18 protein-coding genes are annotated in these 22561 nt (G+C 70.1%); 10 read left to right on the top strand and 8 right to left on the bottom strand.

Annotation, left to right across the window (positions count from 1 at the left end; all coding sequences use genetic code 11):
• On the bottom strand, nucleotides 1-1677 hold the full coding sequence (locus tag N1032_RS04175) for an AMP-binding protein (RefSeq protein ID WP_259537624.1): 1677 nt from the start codon (nucleotides 1675-1677) through the stop codon (nucleotides 1-3).
• A 59-nt stretch (nucleotides 1678-1736) separates the two neighbouring features.
• On the opposite strand from N1032_RS04175, the gene N1032_RS04170 reads away from it, so the two are divergent.
• Nucleotides 1737-1889 (top strand): hypothetical protein, encoded by a 153-nt coding sequence (locus N1032_RS04170; RefSeq protein WP_259537622.1) that lies wholly within the window; start codon nucleotides 1737-1739, stop codon nucleotides 1887-1889.
• Here the strand turns inward: N1032_RS04170 and N1032_RS04165 are convergent.
• From N1032_RS04165 to N1032_RS04145, 5 genes are all read right to left on the bottom strand, one after another.
• Nucleotides 1886-2098, bottom strand: a complete 213-nt coding sequence (locus N1032_RS04165) for a hypothetical protein (RefSeq protein ID WP_259537620.1) — start codon at nucleotides 2096-2098, stop codon at nucleotides 1886-1888. The two genes, N1032_RS04170 and N1032_RS04165, sit on opposite strands and share 4 nt — an antisense overlap.
• 45 nt (nucleotides 2099-2143) lie before the next feature.
• A complete protein-coding gene (locus N1032_RS04160) occupies nucleotides 2144-2851 on the bottom strand; it encodes a hypothetical protein (RefSeq protein WP_259537617.1) in 708 nt (235 codons plus the stop codon).
• Between the two features lie 138 nt (nucleotides 2852-2989).
• Nucleotides 2990-4228 carry an FAD-dependent oxidoreductase gene (locus tag N1032_RS04155; RefSeq protein ID WP_259537615.1) on the bottom strand — a complete coding sequence of 413 codons (1239 nt, stop codon included), beginning with the start codon at nucleotides 4226-4228 and terminating at the stop codon, nucleotides 2990-2992.
• A 112-nt stretch (nucleotides 4229-4340) separates the two neighbouring features.
• Nucleotides 4341-5249, bottom strand: coding sequence for an endonuclease domain-containing protein (locus tag N1032_RS04150; protein ID WP_259537606.1), 909 nt, complete (start codon nucleotides 5247-5249; stop codon nucleotides 4341-4343).
• Between the two features lie 176 nt (nucleotides 5250-5425).
• Nucleotides 5426-7045 carry a DUF7059 domain-containing protein gene (locus N1032_RS04145; RefSeq protein WP_259537604.1) on the bottom strand — a complete coding sequence of 540 codons (1620 nt, stop codon included), beginning with the start codon at nucleotides 7043-7045 and terminating at the stop codon, nucleotides 5426-5428.
• 29 nt (nucleotides 7046-7074) lie between these two features.
• On the opposite strand from N1032_RS04145, the gene N1032_RS04140 reads away from it, so the two are divergent.
• From N1032_RS04140 to N1032_RS28250, 3 genes are all read left to right on the top strand, one after another.
• On the top strand, nucleotides 7075-8634 hold the full coding sequence (locus N1032_RS04140) for a carboxylesterase/lipase family protein (RefSeq protein WP_259537603.1): 1560 nt from the start codon (nucleotides 7075-7077) through the stop codon (nucleotides 8632-8634).
• A gap of 99 nt (nucleotides 8635-8733) precedes the next feature.
• Nucleotides 8734-9492 carry an HAD-IIB family hydrolase gene (locus N1032_RS04135; RefSeq protein ID WP_259537602.1) on the top strand — a complete coding sequence of 253 codons (759 nt, stop codon included), beginning with the start codon at nucleotides 8734-8736 and terminating at the stop codon, nucleotides 9490-9492.
• Between the two features lie 253 nt (nucleotides 9493-9745).
• The gene (locus N1032_RS28250) at nucleotides 9746-12391 is read left to right on the top strand and encodes a LuxR C-terminal-related transcriptional regulator (protein ID WP_310795916.1); all 2646 of its coding nucleotides are present in this window, start codon (nucleotides 9746-9748) and stop codon (nucleotides 12389-12391) included.
• Nucleotides 12392-12424: 33 nt separating this feature from the next.
• Here the strand turns inward: N1032_RS28250 and N1032_RS04120 are convergent, their stop codons facing one another.
• Entirely contained in the window at nucleotides 12425-13765 is a 1341-nt protein-coding gene (locus N1032_RS04120; RefSeq protein WP_259537601.1) for a glycosyltransferase family 2 protein, read from the bottom strand.
• A 359-nt stretch (nucleotides 13766-14124) separates the two neighbouring features.
• Between N1032_RS04120 and N1032_RS04115 the strand changes: the two genes are divergently transcribed.
• Genes N1032_RS04115 through N1032_RS04090 form a run of 6 tightly spaced genes read left to right on the top strand, consistent with a single transcriptional unit; the run spans nucleotide 14125 to nucleotide 21474 of the window.
• A complete protein-coding gene (locus N1032_RS04115; RefSeq protein ID WP_259537600.1) occupies nucleotides 14125-15489 on the top strand; it encodes a nucleotide sugar dehydrogenase in 1365 nt (454 codons plus the stop codon).
• A gap of 52 nt (nucleotides 15490-15541) precedes the next feature.
• Nucleotides 15542-16564 (top strand): NAD-dependent epimerase/dehydratase family protein, encoded by a 1023-nt coding sequence (locus N1032_RS04110; protein ID WP_259537598.1) that lies wholly within the window; start codon nucleotides 15542-15544, stop codon nucleotides 16562-16564.
• Nucleotides 16564-18375 carry a glutamine--fructose-6-phosphate transaminase (isomerizing) gene (gene glmS / locus N1032_RS04105; protein WP_259537597.1) on the top strand — a complete coding sequence of 604 codons (1812 nt, stop codon included), beginning with the start codon at nucleotides 16564-16566 and terminating at the stop codon, nucleotides 18373-18375. The genes N1032_RS04110 and glmS overlap by 1 nt, the downstream gene beginning before the upstream one ends.
• Nucleotides 18376-18403: 28 nt before the next feature.
• Complete coding sequence (locus N1032_RS04100) at nucleotides 18404-19918, top strand: polysaccharide deacetylase family protein (protein WP_259537596.1); 1515 nt, start codon at nucleotides 18404-18406, stop codon at nucleotides 19916-19918.
• Nucleotides 19915-20739 carry a hypothetical protein gene (locus N1032_RS04095; protein ID WP_259537595.1) on the top strand — a complete coding sequence of 275 codons (825 nt, stop codon included), beginning with the start codon at nucleotides 19915-19917 and terminating at the stop codon, nucleotides 20737-20739. Before N1032_RS04100 ends, N1032_RS04095 begins: the two co-directional genes overlap by 4 nt.
• Nucleotides 20740-20781: 42 nt before the next feature.
• Entirely contained in the window at nucleotides 20782-21474 is a 693-nt protein-coding gene (locus tag N1032_RS04090) for a FadR/GntR family transcriptional regulator (protein ID WP_259537594.1), read from the top strand.
• 77 nt (nucleotides 21475-21551) lie between these two features.
• On the opposite strand, the gene N1032_RS04085 is transcribed toward N1032_RS04090, so the two are convergent.
• Nucleotides 21552-22538 (bottom strand): ABC transporter substrate-binding protein, encoded by a 987-nt coding sequence (locus N1032_RS04085; protein ID WP_259537593.1) that lies wholly within the window; start codon nucleotides 22536-22538, stop codon nucleotides 21552-21554.
• Nucleotides 22539-22561 lie beyond the last annotated feature (23 nt).

The following is a 22561-nucleotide window of genomic DNA, read 5'->3' as shown; positions in this document are numbered from 1 at the left end:
CTACAGCAGGTCTCGGAGCTCGCGGCGCAGCACCTTGCCGACGTTCGACTTCGGCAGCTCGTCGCGGAAGACGATGCGCTTCGGCCGCTTGTAGCCGGCGAGCTCGCCCTTGAGGTAGGTCTTCAGCTCGTCTTCGGTGAGCGAGTCGTCGGCCTTCACGACGAACAGCACGACACCCTCGCCCGACCGGTCGTCGGGAACGCCGATCACGCCGGCATCCTTCACCTTCGGGTGGGCCATCGCCACCTCTTCGACCTCGCTCGGGTAGACGTTGAAGCCCGACACGACGATCATGTCCTTCTTGCGGTCGACGATCGTGATGTAGCCGTCGTCGGCCATCGAAGCGATGTCGCCGGTCAGCAGCCAGCCGTCTTTCAGCACGGCGGCGGTCTCGTCGGGCTGGTTCCAGTAGCCCTGCATCACCTGCGGACCGCGCACGCACATCTCGCCCGACTCGCCGAACGGCACCGGGTTGCCGTCGTCGTCGCGCATCTCGATGTCGGTCGAGGGCAGCGGCAGCCCGATCGTGCCGACGCGGGGCTCGGCCCAGGTGGGGTTGACCGCCACCACCGGCGATGCCTCGGTGAGTCCGTAGCCCTCGAGGATGTCTTTGCCCGTGGCGTCGTGCCAGGCGCTCGCGGTCGAGCCGCGCAACGCCATGCCGCCCGCGACGGTGAGCTTGACCGGCCCGAAGTCGAGCGCGCGGAAGTCGGCGCGGTCGAGCAGCGAGGCGGCGAGGGTGCTGACGAGGATGAGCACGCTCGGCTTGGTCGCGGCGATGGTCTTGGTGAGCCCCGCGGTGTCGCGCGGGTTCGTGATGAGCACGTTGTGGGCGCCGTAGTTGAAGAACGCGAGGCAGTTCACCGTGAGGCAGAAGATGTGGTACATCGGCAGCGCCGCGATCACGGTCTCGGCGCCCTCGTCGAGTCGCAGGCGCATCGGCGCGAGCATCTGCGCCTGGTTCGACAGCAGGTTGTCGTGGGTCACCACGGCGGCCTTCGTGCCGCCCGTGGTGCCGCCGGTGTACTGGAGCAGGGCGATGTCGTCGCGCTCGACGGGCGGAAGAGCTACGGATGCGTGCCGCGCGCCGGCCGCGAGCGCGCCGCGGAACGAGATGGTCGCCGTGAGCGTGTGCTTCGGCACGAGCTTCTGCACGTGCTTGACCACGAAGTTCGTGAGCACCCGCTTCACGGGTGGCAGCAGGTCGCCGACATCGGTGAGGATGACGTGCTTCAACGACGTCTCGGCGAGCACGGCGTCGAGCTTGTCGGCGAAGTTCTGCAGCACCACGATGGCCACGGCGCCCGAGTCGACGAACACCTTCTTCATCTCGTGAGCGGTGTAGAGCGGGTTGGCGTTCACCACGACGAGGCCGGCTTTGAGTGCGCCGTAGACGGCGACCGGGTATTGCAGCAGGTTCGGCATCTGCAGCACGATGCGGTCGCCCTTTCCGAGCCCCAGCTCACCGACGAGGAACGCAGCGAACCGGTCGCTCAACCGGTTCACCTCGCGGAACGACAGCACGGTGCCCAGGTTGGAGTACGCCGGCCGCTCGGCGTAGCGCTTCGAGGTGGTCTCGACGAGCTCGCCGATGGAGTCGTAGGCGACGGGGTCGATGGTCGGCGAGAGGTCGGGAGAGAAACTGCGCAGCCACGGACGGCTCTCGTAAACGTTCATCGCCTTCTTCGCTGTCGACGGGGGTGGGCTGCGTCTACGGTACCCGCTATCGTCGACACATGAGCAACGACGACGACGAGTACGACGACCGCCCTTCGGGCTTCATCGGTCGCCTCGGGCATGCGCGAACGCTGGCCTGGATCGTCATCGTCGGCCTCGTGGCCCTCAGCGTCGGCGCGATCTCGGTGGTGTTCGCGCTGCAGGGCACCTAGAGGGCCGGAGCCCCCGCCGAGTCGTCGTCGGGGGTCGCGTCGTCGATCAGTTCCTGATCCCACTCGGCGATGGCCGCCTCGGCCTCTTCGCGGGTGTCGAACGGGCCGAGCGACGGCGCTCCGGGGAACTCGTCGGGGTTGAGGTCGGTCGCGACGTAGTAGGTGACGATGTCGTCTTGCTCGTGCTCGACGATGCGCAGGTCAGTCATACCGACAGACTCTACCGACTCGCACGGGGGCTGCGAGGCACCCGGTCAGAAATCGAATCCGCCACCGAAGTCGCCGCCACCGCCGAAGTCGCCGCCCCCGAAGTCGCCGCTGCCGCCCGACCAGTCGCCGCCGGAGCTGTCACCCCAGCCGCCATCGGCCGACACGCCGCCGGATGCATCGCCGCCGGCATCCGTGCCGCCGTCGCCGCCGCCGTCGCCGCCGTTGTCGCCGCCGGAGTCGCCGTTGTCGCCGCTCGCGTCGTTCGCGACGGGGTCGGGGAGGAACGCGCTCACGAGCGCCGAGCCGATGACATAGCCGGCCACGGTGCCGAGCAGCGAGCTCGCGACCATGCTGCCGAAGCCCATGCCGCCGCCACCGGCGCGGCCGGCGCCGTTGAACGAGCGCTCGAGGGTTCCGGGCTGGCGGAGTTCTGAGCGGGTGGCCGACTGCGCCAGCGAGTGTGCGTCGTCGCCGCGCGGCTGCTCGCCGGCGGGAGCGTTCTGGCTCAGCTGGTCGAACAGCAGGCGCCGCTGCTCGGGGGTGAGCTTCGTGAAGGCCTCTTCGTGCACCTGCTCGATGGTCTCGGGGGGCGCGGTGCGCAGCAGGTAGCGGTAGCGCTCGACGGCGATCTCGTCGTCGGACCGGGCCGGAGCCGCGCTCGGCGCGGCGGGAGGAGTCTGGTTCTGGGGCGGGTAGTAGCCCTGTGGCTGCTGCGGTTCTTCGCGGCCGAGGAGGCGGTCGAGGAAGCCCATGGTGAACGCTCCGATCTGAGCGGGCGCCGGATGCGCCGTCGCTTGCTGCTATTCTCCCGTCGCCGTCTGAAGAATCACTGTGCCCGGGCTTACGTGCGCTGGGTGGTCATCGTGCTCTGGGATGCCTGCGCTCGGCGGTCACGGCGCTCCGACGACGACCTCGCTGATGGTCTCGGGCCGGAACCCGCGGCCGATCAGCGTTGGGGCGACCCGGCGGATGACCGGCACCATGAGGTTGAGCGCCGCCCGCTGCCCCGCCGTCGGGGGGCTCGCCAGCAGGGGCTCGGCGTTCGGCTTGGCGATCGCGGCGTGCAGCCGCAGCTGGAGGGCCTGCATCGCCCGCACGGGCGGCAGCCTGCGGCGCTCGATCGCGGCCAGATCGCGCTCCCCCGCGCCGCCGGTAAGCAGCGGCTCGGCCAGGCGGTTGGCGGTCGCGACGGCATCCTGGATCGCGTAGTTCACGCCCACGCCGAACGCGGGCGACATGGCGTGGGCGGCGTCGCCGATGCAGAGCAGGCCAGGCCGGTGCCAGGTGTCGAGCCGGGCGACCTGCACGTTGAGCAGCTTCACCTGCTGCCAGTCGGTGAGCGTGTCGACCACCGGCGCGAGCGGCTTCGCCGCGTGCACGAGGGAGTCACGGAAGGCGGCGAGCCCGTTCGCCCGCACGTCGGCGAACCGGCCCTTCGGAATGACCGACCCCGCCTGGAAGTGGTCTCGGCGGTCGATGGTGAGCACGAGCGACCCGCGGTCGATGTAGGCGAGCGTCGGCGGCGGCTCGACCGGCGGCTTGGGCAACTCGAACCAGAGCACGTCGATGCCGACGCCGAACTCCCTCGGCTCGAGGCCGGTGGCCGCCCTCACGGTCGACGAGCGGCCGTCGGCGGCGACGGTCAGGCGTGCGACCACCTCGAGTTCGCCGTCGGCGTCGGTCGCGGTCACGCCGGTGACGGCGGCCCCGGCCCGGCGCACGCCGGTGGCCGCCGTGTTCATCAGCAGACGGAACGACGGGAACCGCTTCGCCCTGCCGGCGAGAAAGCTGAGGAAGTCCCACTGCGGCATGAAGGTGAGGAAGTCGTCGGGCGGCGGCAGCTCGCCGAAGTCGACGGCGTGGATGCGGGTGCCGTTCACCACGAAATCGAGGGTGCGCACCTCGCTGTGGGCGATGGCGAGGAACTCGTCGCGCAGGCCCAGCTGGCCCAGAAGCCCGAGCGTCGACGGATGGATCGTGTCGCCCCGGAAGTCGCGGAAGAAGTCGGCGTGCTTCTCGAGCACCACCACGTCGACCCCGATGCGGCCGAGCAGGTAGCCGAGCATGATTCCCGCGGGCCCGCCGCCCACGATGCACACGTCGGTCTCGATGGTGCGCAGCTTCGCCATGTCAGCACTCTAGGGCGGCGCCTCCCGGCGAGGAAGTTTCGGGAGGAGCTGTGCCCGTGCGGGGCACGGTAGCCCCCGCTTTGCTCCTGCTCCTCCCCAAATCGTCGACGTCTCAATCACAGAGTCCGGCCCGGCGATGACGCGGCTGCCACCGATGCTCGTCGAGGGCCACCATCTGCCGGATGGCGGCGATCACCTCGGCCCACTGGAAGGTCACCTGCCAGTAGTTGAGGCGAACGACGACGTAGCCGCGCCTCAGGAGGGCGAGATCGCGGCGGTAGTCCTCCCCCAGCTGCGACGTCTCGGAATGCCACCGCCGCCCGTCGAGCTCCAGCACCAGTCGATCGCCGATGAGGATGTCGACCCGTCCCACCCCGCTGACGGCGACTTGGGTGCGGTGCGGAATGCGCGCGGCCCTGAGCCCCAGGCGGGCCTTCGTCTCCAGACCGGATTGACAGCCCGGATCGATCAGGTCGAAGAGTTGGGCGTACTTCACCGGCAGCGGGTCGAGCAGTTCGGCGAGTTCGAACATCGAGAACAGGCCCCGGTTCGCTGCCGAATCCAGCGAGGCCACAGCATCCATCCGCGGCTGACACATCACGGCGTGCGCCAGTGCGATGCCGATGGGGTCGATCGCCGTCGCTCCCAGCGGCTGGGCGGTGAGTGCACGGTGCAGCACCCGCTGCGGACCGGCCACGAATCGCGCGTTCGCTCGCCGGGGCCCGGCGGCCGGCGAATGCCCGGCGTGACGGCCGATCCGCACGTGGGGGCGGGCATCCTGCTCCGTCCAGACGCCGTGCCTCTGCAGCACGGAGACACAGCTGAGCCGGCCGCCGATGCGCACGGCGTCGACGAGCGAAGCCGGGGCGGTGGGCAACCCCACCCAACCGCGAGCCACTCGCGCGAGGGTGAGGGACCGGATCGCGGACGCGATCTCGGCCGGGGCGAAGCCGGCGGCGTGCAGGGCGGTGGTGCTGGCGACGCCACCGACCTGGGCGACATAGTCGGGAAGCAGATGCATGACGCGAGGATGCCCTGCGACCGCACCCGGAATCGCCGCCAGCGCAGATCTGTGGAGAATTCCGGTCGGCTCGCGAATGTGCCGTAGTTTCGGGAGGACTCCCGTCAGGTCGGGCCCGCAGAGCGCTCGAAGCGCGTGCGCTCCTCCCGAACCGCGACTCTGACCGGTCGCGGCTACTAGGCGGGGCGCAGGAAGCCGTCGTCGAGCAGGCCGCGCACGCTCGGCAGCAGGTCGGCGCGCAGCGCGGCGGCGTCGACGTCGAGCAGCTGGGCGATCGCGTCGACGATCGCGCCGAGGCCGAGGTCGCCGTCGCACGCGCCGACGAGCGCGGCCAACCCGGTGTCGAGCGGCACCGACCGCGCGAAGCCGCCGCCCTGGCGCAGCGTCATCACGACGGGGTCGTCGTGCCCCGGCCAGTAGTGCCGCTCCTCGGTCACGTCGGAGGCGTAGACGACGGTCTCGCGCGCAAGCGCCGCGTCGTCGCGGTGCACCTGCCAGTCATGACCGGCCAGGCAGTCGGCGAGGTGGTCGCCGAGGCCGACGGGGTTCGCGCCGAGCGCCGAGTCGACGCGCTCGTAGCGGGCGAGAGTGGGCTCCGGATGCCCCGGGCCCGCCGGCCGCCGCAGCAGCACGTAGCCGAACCCCACCTCCTGCACCCCGCGCGCTTCGAAGTCGTCGAGCCAGGCTCCGTAGAGCGCGTCGAACTCCGGGGTGCCCGGCCGGGTGCCGCCGTCGCGGATCCAGGTCTCGGCGTAGGTCGGCGCATCCTGCCGCTCCCGCTCGATCACCCAGGCGTCGACCGTCGGGCCGTCGGTGCCCCCTGCGCCGCCCGTGCCGCCTGCGCCGCCCGTGCCGTCGACCCATGAGCGCACCCGCTCGAGCCCGTCCCGGCTCTCGGTCCGGTCGCGCCCGACGGCGCCACGGTACTCCCAATTGCCGAGCAGCTGCGCGATGCCTCCCGGCGTCAGGTGCTCGCCCGCCTGGCGCACGACCTGCTCCACCAGGGCGTCGCCCACGAACCCGCCGTCGCGGTATTCGTAGTGCGGCACCCCGTCGACCCGCGGGGTGATGACGAACGGCGGATTCGACACGATGCGGTCGAACCGCTCCCCCTCGACCGGCTCGAACAGGCTGCCGTGCCGGAACTCGATCGACCGGATGCCGTTCAGCCGCGCGTTGAGCTCGGCCATCGCGAGCGCCCGGTGCGAGATGTCGGTCGCGACCACGCGCCGCGCGTGCCGGGCGGCGTGCATGGCCTGGATGCCGCATCCGGTGCCGAGGTCGAGCACGGAGTCGGCCGGGGTCGGGATCATCAGGCCACTGAGGGTCATCGACGCGCCGCCGATGCCGAGCACGTGATCTTCGTCGAGCGCCCGCCCGAGCACGGCCTCGCCCAGGTCGGAGACGATCCACCAGCTGCCCGCGCCGAACGAGTCGACGAAGCTGTACGGCCGCAGATCGAGCAGGGCCCGCACGAGGCCACCGGATGCGCCACCGGATGCGTCGCCCACGAGCCCCAGCGAGCGCGCCCCCGAGGTTCCGAGACGCGGCAGCGCGGCATCCAGCTCCGCGACGGCGACCGCCTCGCCGAGCACGAACAGCCGGGCGAGCGTCGACACCGGCGTGACCGGCGCGCCCTCGGCCCGCAGTCGCGCTACAGCACGTTCGGCGGGCAGGCGCCGACCGCGGAACAGAGCGGATGCCGCGGCCTCACCCCAGAGCGAGTCGAGCACGTCGACGCGGTAGCGGGCCGCCGTGAGGTCCTCACGCAGCAGGTCGATCGATTGGTGGTCCACCCGTTCATTCAACTCGCTACAGTGGCCTCATGCTCGCAGCGCCCGCCGACGACGCCGTCGATCCGCTGGTCGTCGAGACCGCATCCGGTGCCGTGCGGGGCTTCGAGCTCGACGGCCTGCGCCACTGGCGCAGCGTCCCCTACGCCGCTCCTCCGGTCGGCGAACGGCGGTTCCGCAGCCCGGAGCCGCCCGTGCCGTGGACGGGTGTGCTCGAGACGACCGCCTTCGGCCACGCCGCCCCGCAGCACGAGAACAAGGCGATCACGCTGCCCGAGGGCATCACGCAGTCCGAGGACTGCCTCACCCTCAACGTGATCGTCGGCCGCGACTCCCGCGCCCCGAGGCCGGTCATGGTGTGGATCCACGGCGGCGCCTACGTCGCCGGCTCCAGCGCCCAGCCGCTGTTCGACGGCTCGGCCCTCGTGCAGCACGGCGACGTGGTGTTCGTGAGCCTCAACTACCGGCTCGGCGCCCTCGGCTTTCTCGACTTCTCGTCGTTCGCCACCGCCGACGAGCCCTTCGACACCAACGTCGGCCTGCGCGACATCCTGGCGGCCCTGAGCTGGGTGCAGCGCAACATCGCCGGGTTCGGCGGCGACGCGGGCAACGTGACCCTGTTCGGCGAGTCGGCGGGTGCGGGCTGCGTGACGACGCTGCTCACCTCTCCCGCGGCATCCGGTCTGTTCCATCGCGCGATCGCCGAGAGCTCGCCGGCCACCTCGGTCTACTCCGCGCACCGGGCCGCCACGGTCGCCAACCGGTTCCTGCAGCTCGCCGGCGTGCAGCCCGCCGATGCCGCTGAGCTGCGCCGCCGGCCCGCCGCCGAGCTCAGTCAGGCCGCCTTCGACCTGGTGAATGCGGTCGCGGCCGAGTCGCCCGGCACGCTCGCCATCGCGCCGGTGGTCGACGGCGACCTGGTGCCGGTGCATCCGATCGACGCGTTCGAGGCCGGAACCCAGCTGCCCGTGCCCCTCATCATCGGCACGAATCACGACGAGGCCTCGCTGTTCCGCCTCATGAAGTCGCCGCTCATGCCCATCACGGCGCAATCGGTGCACGCGATGTTCGCCGAGATCGCCGCCGAACGTCCCGACCTCGCCGGCGCCGAGGCGCAGATCGAGAGCGCCTACCCGGGGTTCCCGCACCACCGCACGCCGGCCGAGGTGTCGCGCGACGCCGGGTTCCGCATGCCCTCGATCTGGCTGGCGACGGCGCACAGCCGGGTGGCGCCCACGCGCATGTACCGGTTCGATCACTCGCCACCGATGCTCACGGTGCTCGGCATCGGCGCCACCCACGGCGCCGAGATCGCCTACGTCTTCGGCACCCTCAACCTGGCCCGCAAAGACCCGAGCTTCGACCTCGGCGGCCTCGCCGAAGCCCGGCGGGTCTCCGCCGCCCTGCAGCGCCGCTGGCTCGCCTTCGCCACCGACGGCGACCCGCGCGGCGTCGACGGCGCGCCCGACTGGCCCGTCTACTACGCCGTCACCCGCAGCACCCTCATCGTCGACCACGGCGAGCGCATGGCCGACGACCCGGATGCCGCCATCCGTGCCGCGTGGGGCGACCGCGTCATCGGCTTCGACTGACCTGACGGCGGGCGTCACGAACGTCTGCGACAATCGGAGGTCGGAGCGCGACGACGCGCGCTCCGCTCACCGCCATTCCGACTAGAGGAGAACTCCGCTGTGACGACGAACGTCCGCCTGGTCGCTTTCGACCTCGACGACACGCTCGCGCCTTCGAAGGCGCCGGTCGACCCCCGCATGGCCGATCTGCTCGTGAAACTGCTCGACGTGGTGGAGGTCTGCGTCATCTCGGGCGGCCAGTTCGGCCAGTTCCAGTCGCAGCTGGTGGCGAACCTGCCGGCGGGCGCGGGCGACCGTCTCTCGCGGCTGCACCTCATGCCCACCTGCGGCACGCAGTACTACCGCTACGCCGACGGCGACTGGCAGCAGGTCTACGCCGAGAACCTCACCGACGACCAGAAGCAGCGCGCGATGGCGTCGCTCGAGAGCTGCGCCAAGCGCCTCGGCCTCTGGGAGACCGAGACCTGGGGCCCCATTCTCGAAGACCGCGGGTCGCAGATCACCTTCTCGGCCCTCGGCCAGGGTGCGCCGATCGATGCCAAGACCGCCTGGGATCCGACCGGCGCGAAGAAGGAGTCGCTGCGCGCCGCGGTCGCGGCCGAGCTGCCCGACCTCGAGCCGCGATCGGGCGGATCGACCTCGGTCGACATCACCCGTGCGGGCATCGACAAGGCCTACGGCATGAGCCGGCTGGCCGAGCTGACCGGCATCCCGCTCGACGAGATGCTCTTCGTCGGCGACCGCCTCGACGAGGGCGGCAATGACTATCCTGTGAAAGCCCTCGGCGTGCCCACGTATGCTGTGGAGGGTTGGCACGACACCGCAGACTTCGTCGGGGACTTCCTCTCGACGCGCTGACGGCACGTCACCCGGAGGGGGGAGGCACGCTCTGAGCAACGCGGGAAGAACTTGTTTACACCCGTCGAATAGGGTAGAAATCGGTTACCCATCATCACCGTGTCATGCCCGATACGGCCGAGTAGACAGTGTCGTCATGACGAGTGCTATAGACCACGCGACCCGAGTCGCTGAGACGAATTCCGCGCGCCCCCGAAGCGCCGGCCGGCGCGGCTGTGCGGCTCCGGTCGACTGACCTGGAACGGGGAACCTGATGGAGTTCATCGCACACCGCGGCGAGCTCGACTTCATCGCGCAGATCGCCACCGCCCCTGCCGAGAGCGCGGTCGTGTTCGTGGGCGAGCCCGGCATCGGCAAGTCGCACCTGCTGGCGGCCGCCCTCGCCGAGGCGCAGGTGCAGGCCGTGCTGCTGCACGCCAACCCCGCCGAGGCCGCCTGGCCGCTGTCGGGCTTCTCGCGCATCTTCGCCTCGATCGGCGACTCGCGCGCCGTGGAGTTCGGCGGCCGGTTCACCCTGCGCTCCACCGACCCCCAGTTCATGTTCGCGGCCGCCCGCGACCTGCTCTCCCTGCTGCGCGGGCTGAGCCTTCCGCCCCTGCTCGTGCTGGTCGACGACCTCGACAAGATGGACCCCGAGACCCAGACCCTCATCGGGTTCATGGCCGGCCGCCTCGCCGGCACCGGCCTCCGCTTCGTGGCCACGGCCGAGCGCATCGGCGACGACAGCCCGCTCGCCGGGTTCCAGCAGCGCGAGGTGCACCGGCTCACCGTCAACGAGGCCGTCGAGCTCGCGCTGGCCGAGCTCGGACCGGGAACGGATGTCGGAACCCTCCAGATCGTCGCCGGTCAGGCCGACGGCAACCCCCTCGTGATGATGGAGGCCGCCAACTCGCTCAGCCACGAGCAGGTCGCGGGCCGCGAACCGCTCGTGCTGCCGAGCCGGCCCACCGAGGCCATCAAGGCCGCAGCTGCCCAGCGCCTGGCCGGCATCGCCGATGCCCAACTGGCCATGCTCGAGACCATCGCGCTCGCTCCCGTGAGCCAGATCAGTGCCCTCACCCGCCAGAGCACCGACGACATCGACGCGCTCGAAGACGTGCTCTACTCCGGACTCGCCATCGCCCACGGCCAGTACGTGCGGCTCGTCGAGCCCCTGCTGCGCTCATCGTTGTACTGGGGCATGAAGCCCCGCGACCGGCGACTGCGGCACAGCGAGCTCGCCGAGTCGAACACCGGGGTCGACGACCGGCTGCGCGCCTGGCACGCCAGTTTCGCGGGCCCGGATGCCGCCCTGACCGACGACCTCCTCGTCGCCGCGACCGGTTTCGCCGAGGAGGGCGACATCGCCGCCGCGGTCGAGCTCGCCGAGCGGGCCCTGCTCATCGCCGTCGATCTCGAAGCCCATCACGTGCTCGTGTTCCGGTTCGCCTCGGCGCTGCGCAGTCAGGCCGAGCTCGAGCTGGCGGAGCGCTACCTGCTGCACGTGCGCTTCGACAAGACCTCGGCGGCGCTCAACATGGCCCTCGCGAGCGAGCGCATCGTGATCGAGTTCGAGAAGTCGCAGATCGTGCCGAGCGGCGACGTCGACGCCGCCGTGAGCCTCTACGGCGACGACGACCCGTCGGGCGCGGTGCGCCTGCTGTCGTCGGTGACCTCGTTCCACGCCGGGCGGTGGGAGGTCGACGAGGGCCGCCGCAGCTGGGGCCTCGCGGGCAAGTTCACCGACCGCGCGTCGGCCGAGGCGGTCGCCGCCTCGCACGAGGCGCTCTCGATGCTCGACGCCGTCGACAGCAGACCCGTCGACGAGCCGCCCGCCACCCGCATCAGCTCCGAGTCGCTGCAGGCCCGCTCCCCCTCGTCGCTCATCTCGTTCGCCACGATGCTCACCTACCGCGAACGCTACGCCCAGGCGCGGCGGGTCTACGCGGTGCTGTTCAGCAAGCCCGACCTCGAGCCCCTGGCCGAGGAATGGGCGCGCTCGATGGCGTGCACCAACGAGTTGCGGGCCGGCGACTTCCACCGGGCACGGCTTGCGGTGGAGGACTGGCTGTCGGTGTCGCTGCCGGTCACGAGCCACCGCTCGGTGCGATCGCTGCTGCTCGCCTGGTACTCCTACTCGAAGGAGCGCCTCGACGAGGCCCGCGCGCACTCGGCCGAGTGCTTGGCGCTCGCGTCGGAGGAACGCAACCAGGCGGTGCTCGCTCGCATCTTCACCTACCAGGGTCAGGCCTCGCTGCTCGAAGGCGACCCCGAGGAGGCGGTGCGCGTGCTGCTGCTCGCCGATGCGACGGCCGCGCACATCAGCAACCCGTCGCTGCTGCGGCACGCCGCCGACCTGGTGGAGGCCTGCGTTCTCACCGGCCGCATGCGCGAAGCCGAGTCGGTGCTGCGGCGCATGCTCGAGCAGCAGCAGCAACGGCCCACCCGCTGGCTCTCGCTCGCCGTCGGGCGGGCACGCGCGATGGTGGCGCCCGACGACCTGGCGCCGACGCTGTTCCGCGAGGCGGTGTCGTCGTACGACGGCCACGACCACAGCTTCGACCACGGCCGCACGCTGCTCGCGCAGGCCGACCGCCTCGCCAAGCTCGGTCACGCGCAGGCGGCCGAGCACGCGGCCTCCGCTGCGACCGCCGCGTTCGAGAACGCCGGGGCCACGCTCTGGGCGCGCCGCTACGTGGCGCAGGCCGAGCCCGCGCCGGCCGTGCCCGCGAGCGCGGTGCTGGCCCTGCTCACGCCCGAGGAGCGCGAGGTGGCCGAGATGGTGCGCAAGGGCTTCCGCAACCGTGAGATCGCGGCCGAGCTCTACATCTCACTGCGCACCGTCGAGCTGCGGCTCACCCACATCTACCGCAAGGTCGGAGCACGCTCGCGCTCGCACCTCGCGTCGCTGCTCAACTGAGCCGACGCAGCCGACGCGACCGGCCCCGCGCCGTCAGGTCGCCGACGACGACGCCATCACGGGCGCCGGAGCGTGCTCGGGCACCGGGGCAGCACCGGCCGCGGCATCCGGTCGTGCCGCCCGCCGCGACGGGCTCTTCCAGCTGCCGGTCGAGCGGCTGAACATCGCCTCGAACAGCGCCACCATGCACAGCAGCGCGTCGACCACCCGGAAGAACGGAAAGAAGACGCCGTAGACCAGGTAGACGGGCTTCTTCGCCACCACCGCCGCGAGCAGGGTGAGCACGTAGTCGGGCAGCACCACCGCGAGCACGAGGGCGAGCGGCGGCAGGAGGGCCGCCAGATCGGCGGCGGTGCCCGAGGGATCGAGGCCGACATCCGTGGCCACCGAGGCCCCGGTCGAGAGCATCACGGCCGGCAGCAACAGGATGAGCACCACGCTCGAGAGCACCAGTTCGAGGATGAACAGGCTGAGCGACAGCCAGAAGAACCGCATCTGGAACCGGTGCCGGCCCACGGTCTGCCAGAACCCGAGGTTCCAGCGTTCGACCTGCTTCACGTAGTCGACGAGCGTGTCGGGGTCTTGGGTGAGGGCGATGGCCGCATTCGGATGGAACGCGATGCGGCCGAGGCGCTTGGCGTGCACCTCGAACGTCATGTTGTAGTCCTCGATCTTGAGCCCCTGCGCCGCGATGTCGATCTCCGACAGGATGCTCGTGCGGTACATGCTCGCGAACCCGGGAACGATCGGCACCACGTTGGCGTACCGGCCGGCCTGCCCGAACTTGAACAGGTATTGCATCGCGATGTAGACGCGCTCGCGGTAGGCCACGAGCAGGCGGCCGAAGAAGGTCGGCGAACGCGGGTTGAACAGGGTCGACGCCCGCCCGGCCACGGCCACGACGGTCGGGTCGGCGAACTCGCCCAGCCCCGTCTCGAAGTAGTCGGCCGTGAGGTGGGTGTCGGCGTCGAGCAGCAGCAGCACCTCGAACCGTTCGGCGATCTCGAACTGCTTGATCGCCTCGACCAGAGCGCCCGCCTTGCCGCGGTTGGGGCTCAGCTCGAGCACGGTTGCGCCGTGGGCCCGGGCGATGGCGGCGGTGTCGTCGGTCGATCCGTCGGAGACGACGAACACGTTGATGTTGTGGCCGAACGATTCGAGCGACCCGATCGTGTGCCCGATCACCACCTCTTCGTTGTGCGCGGCGATGAGAATGGCCACCTGGTCGCGGGTCGGCGCCTCCGACCGGGCGTGCTCATAGGCATACCGATTGCGCCGTATGCCGGCAGCGATCAGCCGAATTCCACCGGCCGTCGTCCAGAGGATCGTGTTCACCCCGAGAACGAGGACGATGACGATCAAGAACGAGATCATCGCGGTCTTCCCCTTACGTTCACGGGCAAACCTAGTTGAGGTGACCCGGCCGACCACCCGCACGTCGATGCGGGAAACCGCAGTTCGAGGCACCCCTCCGCAGGGGCGCGCGAACCCTGCGTTGAAAACCGCAGTCCCTTCCCGATCCGATTGACGCACCGCTCGGCCGCCGGGGATGGTGTCTGCGGGGGGCAGAGGCCGAACACTCGAATTCATCTCTCAACCCGGACCCGAATGCGTCGCACGGCGGCGAGATGAATGAACCTCTCACCCGGAGGACACCCAGTCATTCGTCTCGCCGCTGACGACGGCGCGTTCCCACCGCCATTGACACGCGCCAGACGACAAGGGAGTAAGCCGTGACCACGTTCGACAGCATCACCCGATCCGACCAGATCGAACAGCCCGCCCGATTCGCACAGTCAGCCCGATGGACCGTCGCCGACCTGCCGGCCGCGGAGCCGGAGTTCGAGTTCGACGTGGCCATCGTCGGGCTCGGCTACGTGGGGCTGCCCACCGCGCTGGCCTACCACGGCTCCAACAGCCGGGTGCTGGCGCTCGACGTCTCCGAGCGCCGCATCGAGGTGATCCGGTCGAACAACGCCGACCTGCTCGACATCGACCGCGCCCGCCTGCTGGTGGCGCTCGACCACCCGGGCTTCGTGCTCTCGACCGACCCCGACGACCTGCGCCGCGCCGCCGCCGTCATCGTGTGCGTGCCGACGCCCGTCGACGAGCACCTCATCCCCGACCTGTCGATCCTCAAGGCGGCCACGCAGATGGTGGTCGACCACGCGGTGCCCGGCCAGGTTCTCATGCTCACCTCGACCTCCTACGTCGGCTGCACCGACGACCTGCTCGTGAAGCCGCTCGTCAACCGCGGGTTCACCGTGGGCTCCGACGTCTTCGTGGCCTTCAGCGCCGAGCGCATCGACCCGGGCAACGCGACGTTCGACCACGACGAGGTTCCCCGCGTCGTGGGCGGCGCGACCGCGGAGTGCGAAGAGGAGGCGACCAAGCTCCTGCTCCGCTACGTGACCAACGTGCACCGCGTGCGCTCGCTCGCCGCGGCCGAGATGACCAAACTCTTGGAGAATACGTTTCGCGCTGTCAACATCGCCCTGGCCAATGAGTTCGCCGACATCTGCAAGTCCCTCGACCTAGACATCGCCGATGTCGTCGACGCGGCATCCACGAAGCCCTACGGCTACATGCCCTTCCTGCCCGGCCCCGGTGTCGGCGGGCACTGCATCCCCTGCGACCCGCACTACCTGCTGTGGCAGCTGCGCAAGCAGCGCGTCGCCGCGCCCATGATCACGCAGGCCATGGTCGAGATCGCCGCCCGCCCGAACCGGGTGGTCGACCGCGTGCAGGAGGTTCTCTCCGACGCCGGCTACGGCCTCACCGGCTCCCGCGTGCTCGTCATCGGCATCGCCTACAAGCCGGATGTCGCCGACCTGCGTGAATCGCCGGCCCTCGAGATCCTCGACGGCCTGATCGAACGCGGCGCCAACGTGGCGTTCCTCGACGGGCACTTCGAGGGCGTGACGCTGCCGAGCGGCACGTCGCTGCTGGCCGAGACCGACCCCGTGGCCTACGGCGCCGACCTCGTGCTGCTGCACACGCGGCACTCCGACACCGACCTGTCGTGGATCGCACCCGGCCAGCTCGTGCTCGACACCACCTACCGCGGCGTCGACGTGCCCCAGCGCGTCATCCTGTAACACCCTGCACCACACATCCCATCCGACCCGAACTCGAAATGGACAGCACACAATGAAAAGCGTCATCACCGGCGGAGCCGGCTTCATCGGGAGCCACTTGGTCGAATATCTGCTCGAGCTGGGCGACGACGTCGTCGTGCTCGACGACATGTCGACCGGCGCCCCGCGCAACCTGATCGACTCGCTCGTCAACCCGCGGCTCTCGATCGTTCACGGCTCCGTGCTCGACCGCGAGCTCGTGGCCGAGACGGTGCGCGGAGCCGACCGGGTGTTCCACCTGGCCGCGGCCGTGGGGGTGAAGCTCATCGTCGAGCAGCCCCTCACGAGTCTGCGCACCAACATCCACGGCACCGAGAACGTGCTCGACGCCTGCGTCGAGGCGGGCGCCACGCTGCTGCTGGTCTCGACCAGCGAGATCTACGGCAAGAACACCGCCGACAAGCTGCACGAAGACTCCGACCGCATTCTCGGGTCGCCCCTGAAGTCGCGCTGGACCTACGCCGCGGCCAAGGGCATCGACGAGGCCTTCGCCCACGCGTACTGGACCGAATACGGACTGGATGTCGCCATCGTGCGCCTGTTCAACACCGTCGGCCCGCGGCAGACGGGCCGCTACGGCATGGTCGTTCCCAACCTCGTCGGACAGGCGCTCCGCGGCGAGCCGCTCACGGTCTACGGCGACGGCAACCAGACCCGCTGCTTCAGCTACGTCGGCGACGTGGTGCCGGCGATCGTGCGCCTGGTCGAGGAGCCCACCGCCTACGGCAACGCCTTCAACCTCGGAGGCGCCGAGGAGATCTCGATCATCAACCTCGCCCACCGCATCATCGACGTCACCGGCAGCAAGTCGACCGTGAGCTTCGTCAGCTACGGCGACGCCTACGCCGCCGGGTTCGAAGACATGCGGCGCCGGGTGCCCGACAACAGCCGGGCTTACGCGCTGGTGGGATTCGTGCCGGCCACGCCGCTCGACGAGATCATCCGCCGCGTCGCCGAGGAGATGCTCACGTCGCGCTCGCTCGAACGCGAGGCCGCCGGCATCCGCACCATCGCGTTCGACTCCCGAGGTGTGTGATGTGCGGCATCGTCGCCTGCCGCATGGATGAATCGGCCGGCCCTTTTCTGATCGACGCGCTGAAGCTGCTCGAGTACCGCGGCTACGACTCCGCCGGAGTCGCCATCCGCACCGTCGACGGCACCACCGCCTCGTCGCGCACCACCCAGCGGGTCGAGACGCTGGAACGCCAGCTCGACGGCTGGGTGGGGCCGGCGCTCTCGGGCACCGGCATCGGCCACACCCGGTGGGCCACCCACGGCGCCGTGACCGAGACGAACGCCCACCCGCACACCGACTGCCTCGACCGCGTCAGCATCGTGCACAACGGCATCATCGAGAACGCCGATGCGCTGCGCCTGCGCCTGCAGACGACCGGGCACGTGTTCGCCTCGGAGGTCGACAGCGAGGTGGTCAGCCACCTGATCGAAGACGAGCTGATCGTCACCGGCGATCTGCGCACGGCCGTCACCTCCGCCACGGCGCAGCTCGACGGCTCGTGGGCCATCGTGGCGCTCGACGCGCAGACCGGCCGTATGGTGGCCGCCGCCCACCGGTCGCCCCTGCTGGTCGCCCGCTCCGGCCGCGGCGTGTTCGCCGCGAGCGACATCAACGCGATCGCCGAGTGGGTCGACGAGTTCCAGGCGATGAGCGACGGCGACGTCGTCGAGCTCGCCGACGAGTTCAGCTGGACCAGGAGCGGGGCGCACTCCGCTCCCCCGTCGTTCGTGGCGTCGACCTGGTCGGGCGCGACCCACGGGCTCGCCGGCCACGCCGACTACATGGGCAAGGAGATCGAGGAGCAGCCCGAGACGGCCGCCCGAATCATCGATCGCCTGGCGCCCTCGATCGCCGACGGATCGCTCTGGGCGAGCCTCTCGGTGCCCGCGTTCGAGCGCGTCGCCGTGCTCGGCTGCGGCACCTCGCTCAACGCCGGCCGGGTCATCGCCTCGGCCTTCGGTGCCCTCGGCGACGTGCCCAACTCGTCGCTCATCGCGAGCGAGGCGTCGACCGCCATCGTCGAGCCGCGCACGCTCGTCATCGCCCTCAGCCAATCCGGCGAGACCGCCGACGTGCTGCGCGCGATCGACGACCTCGACCTCGGCACCTCGTCGCTCGTCGCCCTCACCAACAGCGACCACTCGACCCTGGCGCGCCGGGCCGATTCGATGCTGAACTGCCACGCCGGCCCCGAGATCGGTGTGGCCGCCACGAAGACCTTCGTCGCCCAGGTGATCACCGGGGTGGCGATGGCCCTGTCCGCCCTTGCGGCGACACGGAGGATCGACCGCGACTACGCGCGGCGTCAGGTCGACGACCTCCGGCGCATCCCCGATCTCCTCGCCCATGCAATCGCGGCATCGCAGAAGGCGATCCCGCCGCTCATCGACGAGATCCGGGATGCGCAGGGCTTTCTCTTCCTCGGCCGCGGCTCGGGCGTGGTCTACGCCGCCGAGGGCGCGCTCAAGCTGAAGGAACTCACATACCGCTGGGCCGAGCACTACCCGGCCGGCGAGCTCAAGCACGGCCCGCTCGCGCTCGTCGAGGCCGGCACCCCGGTGGTGGTCATCGATTCGGGCGACCGCCGCATCGAGAGCAACATCGCCGAGGTCGAGGCCCGTGGCGGCCGCGTCATCCGCATCGGCGGCGCCGGCAGCACCGTTCCGGCCCTCGGCCTCAGCCTCGGCACCCCGATGCCGGGCGGGATCGACCGGTGGGGGCCGCTGGAGTCGGTCGTGCCGCTGCAGATCCTCGCCCGCGACCTCGCGCTCGCGCTCGGCCGCGACGTCGACAAGCCGCGCAACCTCGCCAAATCGGTCACCGTCGAATAGCCGCATCATCATCGAGAGAGAGATCATCGTGCACCGAAGCACCGCCCCCGTCGTTCGAAAGCCCTGGCGCCCGATGGCGGCGGTGCTCGCTGCACTGGCCCTCGTCGGCGCGGTCGCCCTGCCGGCGACCGCGAACGCCGCGGTTCCCCAGGCGGCCAAGCCGCAGACCGTGATCAGTCTCACGTTCGACGACGGCAACGCGAATCAGCTGGCCGCCGCCGCGCAGATGAACACCTACAAGATGAAGGGCACCTTCTATGTGGTGTCGGGCTTCATCGGTGCGGCCAATTACCTCACCCGCGCCAACCTCGACACCCTGAAGGCCGCCGGTCACGAGATCGGCGGGCACACTGTGAATCATCCCGACCTCGCCGTGCTGCCGGCCGACGAGGTGGCACGCCAGATCTGCAACGACCGCAGCGTGTTGATGAGCTGGGGCTACTCGGTGAAGAGCTTCGCCTACCCCTTCGCCTCCAGCATCCCGGCGAACGAGACCGCGGCGAAGAACTGCGGCTACAACAGCGCCCGCATGCTGGGCGACCTGCGCAGCCGGTTCGGATGCTCCGGATGCAGCTACACCGAGAAGATCCCGCCGGCCAAGCCCTTCTACCTCAAGGCGCTCGATCAGGTCGACAACACCTGGACCCTCGCCGACCTGAAGACCTCGGTCACCAACGCCGAGAAGACCGGCGGCTGGGTTCCGTTCACGTTCCACAACATCTGCGCCAGCGGGTGCGATCTGAACGTGACGCCCACGGTGTTCGGTCAGTTCCTGCAATGGCTCGCGCCCCGCGCCACCACCAACAACACGGTGGTGAAGACGGTCGACGCGGTCGTCGGCGGAGCCCTCAAGCCGGCCGTGGCCGGCCCCGTCACCGCACCCGCCGGCCCCGGCGTGAACGCCGTGGTCAACCCGAGCCTCGAAGCGGCCGGCGCCAACGGTCTGCCCAACTGCTGGATGACCGGCGGCTACGGCTCGAACACCCCCAGCATCACGTGGACGTCGCCGGCCCGCACGGGTTCGGTCGCCGGCTACGTGTCGGTCGCCAACTACGTCGACGGCGACGCGAAACTGCTGCCGGCCTTCGACCTGGGCGCCTGCACGCCGACCGTCGTGACCGGCCATACCTACTCGATGAGGGCGTGGTACACCTCCACCACCGTGACGCAGTTCGCCATCTACCTGAGGTCGACCGCCGGGGTGTGGCAGTACTGGACATCGAGTCCGTGGTTCGCCGCGAACCCGGTCTTCTCCGAGGCCGTGTTCACGACGCCGGCCATTCCGGCGGGCTTCACCGGCATCAGTTTCGGTCTCAACGTGTTCAGCAACGGCACCCTGGTGACCGACGACTACTCGCTCTACGACACCGTCGGGGCACCCGCTCCGGTGACCGTCGCGGCACCGCCGGCACCCACGGCGGCGCCGAACGTGCAGGGTCCGGTCGAGGTGCACATGAACGACGGCACCGATGCCAAGGCCGGTGGCACGGCGCAGGACATCAGCGGCACCGCCCCGACCGACGCGACCGGCGGGTCGGAGTGACCCGTTCCCCGTCGGCCGGAGCCCCGGTGACACCGCGTCTGAGGCGCGGCGTCACCGGGGCTCTGGCGATCGGAATCACCGCAACCGCCCTCAGCGGCTGCTCGTTCGTCACGGGGTGCGTCGAGCTCTCCGGATGTGGAGACACCGTGGCCACCACCCCGACCGACGCGCTCGGATATCCCGTGCACACCGGCATCGTCGCCACCACGTTCTGGGTAGGCGAGATCTTCGACCCCACCGCCGACGACGGAAGCCAGGTGTATTCCACCTACGACGCGAACTGGCTCGCGAACTACGGCGGCTGCGACGGCACCACCGCCGGCGGAACGTGCGAGACCGAGGCGCGCAGTGCCGCGAACGACTGGTTCCCCACCGAGATGACGCCCCTCGAGAACCCGTTCTACCTCGACCTGCCCTTCGACGACGTCAACGACCCCGCGGCGTTCGCGCGACGCGACGAGGTGGTGCCGTGGGCCGGCGAGGAACCGTATGTCTCGCACCGGGGCGACCCCGACTTCAGTTACATGAAGAACCGCTGGGTGGCCATCAGCTACGGCGGCGCCACCTGCTACGCCCAGATCGAAGACGCGGGCCCCGGCGAATACGACGACGCCGAATACGTGTTCGGCGACGACGACCGCCGGCCGCTGAACGCCCGCTACGGCGGAGCGGGCATGGATGTCTCGCCCGCGGTGGTCGGATGCCTGGGGTTCGACGAGCTCAACGGCGAACAGGCGGGCGTCTCGTGGACCTTCGTCGACGACGCCGATGTACCGCCCGGCCCGTGGACGACCGTCGTCACCACAAGTCAGGTGCAGTGACCGCCCAGGCGACACGAGGATGCTCAAAGGTAGGATCACTGCATGGCGGTGACCGACGAAGCGATCCTCAAGATCAAAGACATGATCCTCACCGGCGAGCTCGGCCCCGGTGACCGGCTGCCGCCCGAGAAGGAGCTGAGCGAACGTCTCGGCCTCTCGCGCAGCTCAATGCGCGAGGCCGTCAAAGCCCTCGAGGTCATCCGGGTGCTCGACGTGCGGCGAGGCGACGGCACCTACGTGACGAGCCTCGAGCCGCGCCTGCTGCTCGAGGCCATGACCTTCGTCGTCGACCTGCACGACGACGACTCGATCCTCGAGCTGTTCGCCGTGCGGCGCATCCTCGAACCCGCGGCCGCAGCACTGGCATCCGCTCGTCTCGACCACGACGGCATCGGCGCGTTGCGGGCGCAGGTGGCGGCCGTGGAGGGCTCGTCGAGCGTCGAAGAGCTCGTCGCGCACGACCTCGAGTTCCACGCCGCGATCGTCGAGGCAGCCGGCAACTCCTACCTGACCACGTTGATCGAGTCGCTGTCAGGCCACACCATCCGGGCCCGGGTCTGGCGCGGGCTCACGCAGGAGAACGCCACCGAGCGCACCCTCTCCGAGCATTCCGCGATCGTCGACGCCCTCGAGATCGGCGACGCCAAGCTGGCCGAGGCGCTCATGGTGGCGCACATCTCCGGCGTCGAACGCTGGCTGCGCCAGTGGACCCAAGGCACCCTCGAGTCCGACTGAACGAGAAGGTGCCCCGCCTTCTCGTGAAGACGGGGCACCGGGCCGGGCCGCGGAGCGGTCGGATGATTCGCGGGCGGTTACTCGTAGAGAACGGCCGCGATCTCGGGGTCGTCGATGTTGTCGGCGGTGTACCAGAAGTAGCCGGTGTCGATCGACTTCGGCAGCTCTTCGCCGTCGATCGCCGCGACCGCGGCCTTGACGGTCTCGTAGCCGATGCCGACCGGGTTCTGGGTGATCGCGCCGAGCATGAGCCCGTCTTTGATCGCGTCGATCTGGGCCTTGCCCGAGTCGAAGCCGACCACGGTGAGCTGGCCCGGCTGCAGGCCCAGCTCCTTGACGGCCTGCACCACGCCGATCGCCGAGCCCTCGTTGCTGCCGTAGATGCCCTTGAGGTCGGGGTTCGCGGCGATGATGGCCTTGGCGAGGTCGGCCGACTTGGCCTGGTCGCCACCGCCGTACTGGATGTCGACGATCTCGATGCCGGGCTCGTTCTCCTCCATGTACTCCACGAAGCCGTCGCGGCGGTCGACGCCGGTGACGCTCGTCTGGTCGTGAACGACGAGCGCGACCTTGCCCTCTCCGCCGATGGCCTCCGCCATCTGCTTCGCGGCCTCGGCGGCGGCCGCCTTGTTGTCGGTGGCGGCGGTGGTGACCGGGATGTCGCTGTCGACACCGGAGTCGAACGCGACCACCGGGATGCCGGCATCCTGAGCCTGCTGCAGCAGCGGGCCCGCGGCCTGACTGTCGAGAGCAGCGAAGCCCACGGCTGCGGGCTGCTTGTCGAGAGCGGTCTGCAGCATCTGGATCTGCTGGTCGACGTCGGCCTCGGTGTCGGGGCCTTCGAAGGTGATCTCGACCCCGAACTCGTCGGCGGCCTGCTCGGCGCCCTGTTTCACGGCCTGCCAGAACTGGTGCTGGAAGCCCTTCGACACGATGGCGACGTAGGGGGTGTCACCGCCTGCGGCGGCGTCGGTCGAGCCGGTCGATCCGCCCGAGGAGCAGCCGGCCATGGCCGCGGTCAGCGCTACGGCGCCGACGACGGCCCCGAACAGTCTCTTCTTCATTGAATGACTCCTTTGTGATGGTG

The organism is Herbiconiux daphne (assembly GCF_024979295.1).
GTDB lineage: Bacteria > Actinomycetota > Actinomycetes > Actinomycetales > Microbacteriaceae > Herbiconiux > Herbiconiux daphnes.
Note: the sequence above shows the minus strand (reverse complement) of the source record. Positions and strands in the feature narration are given on the sequence as shown.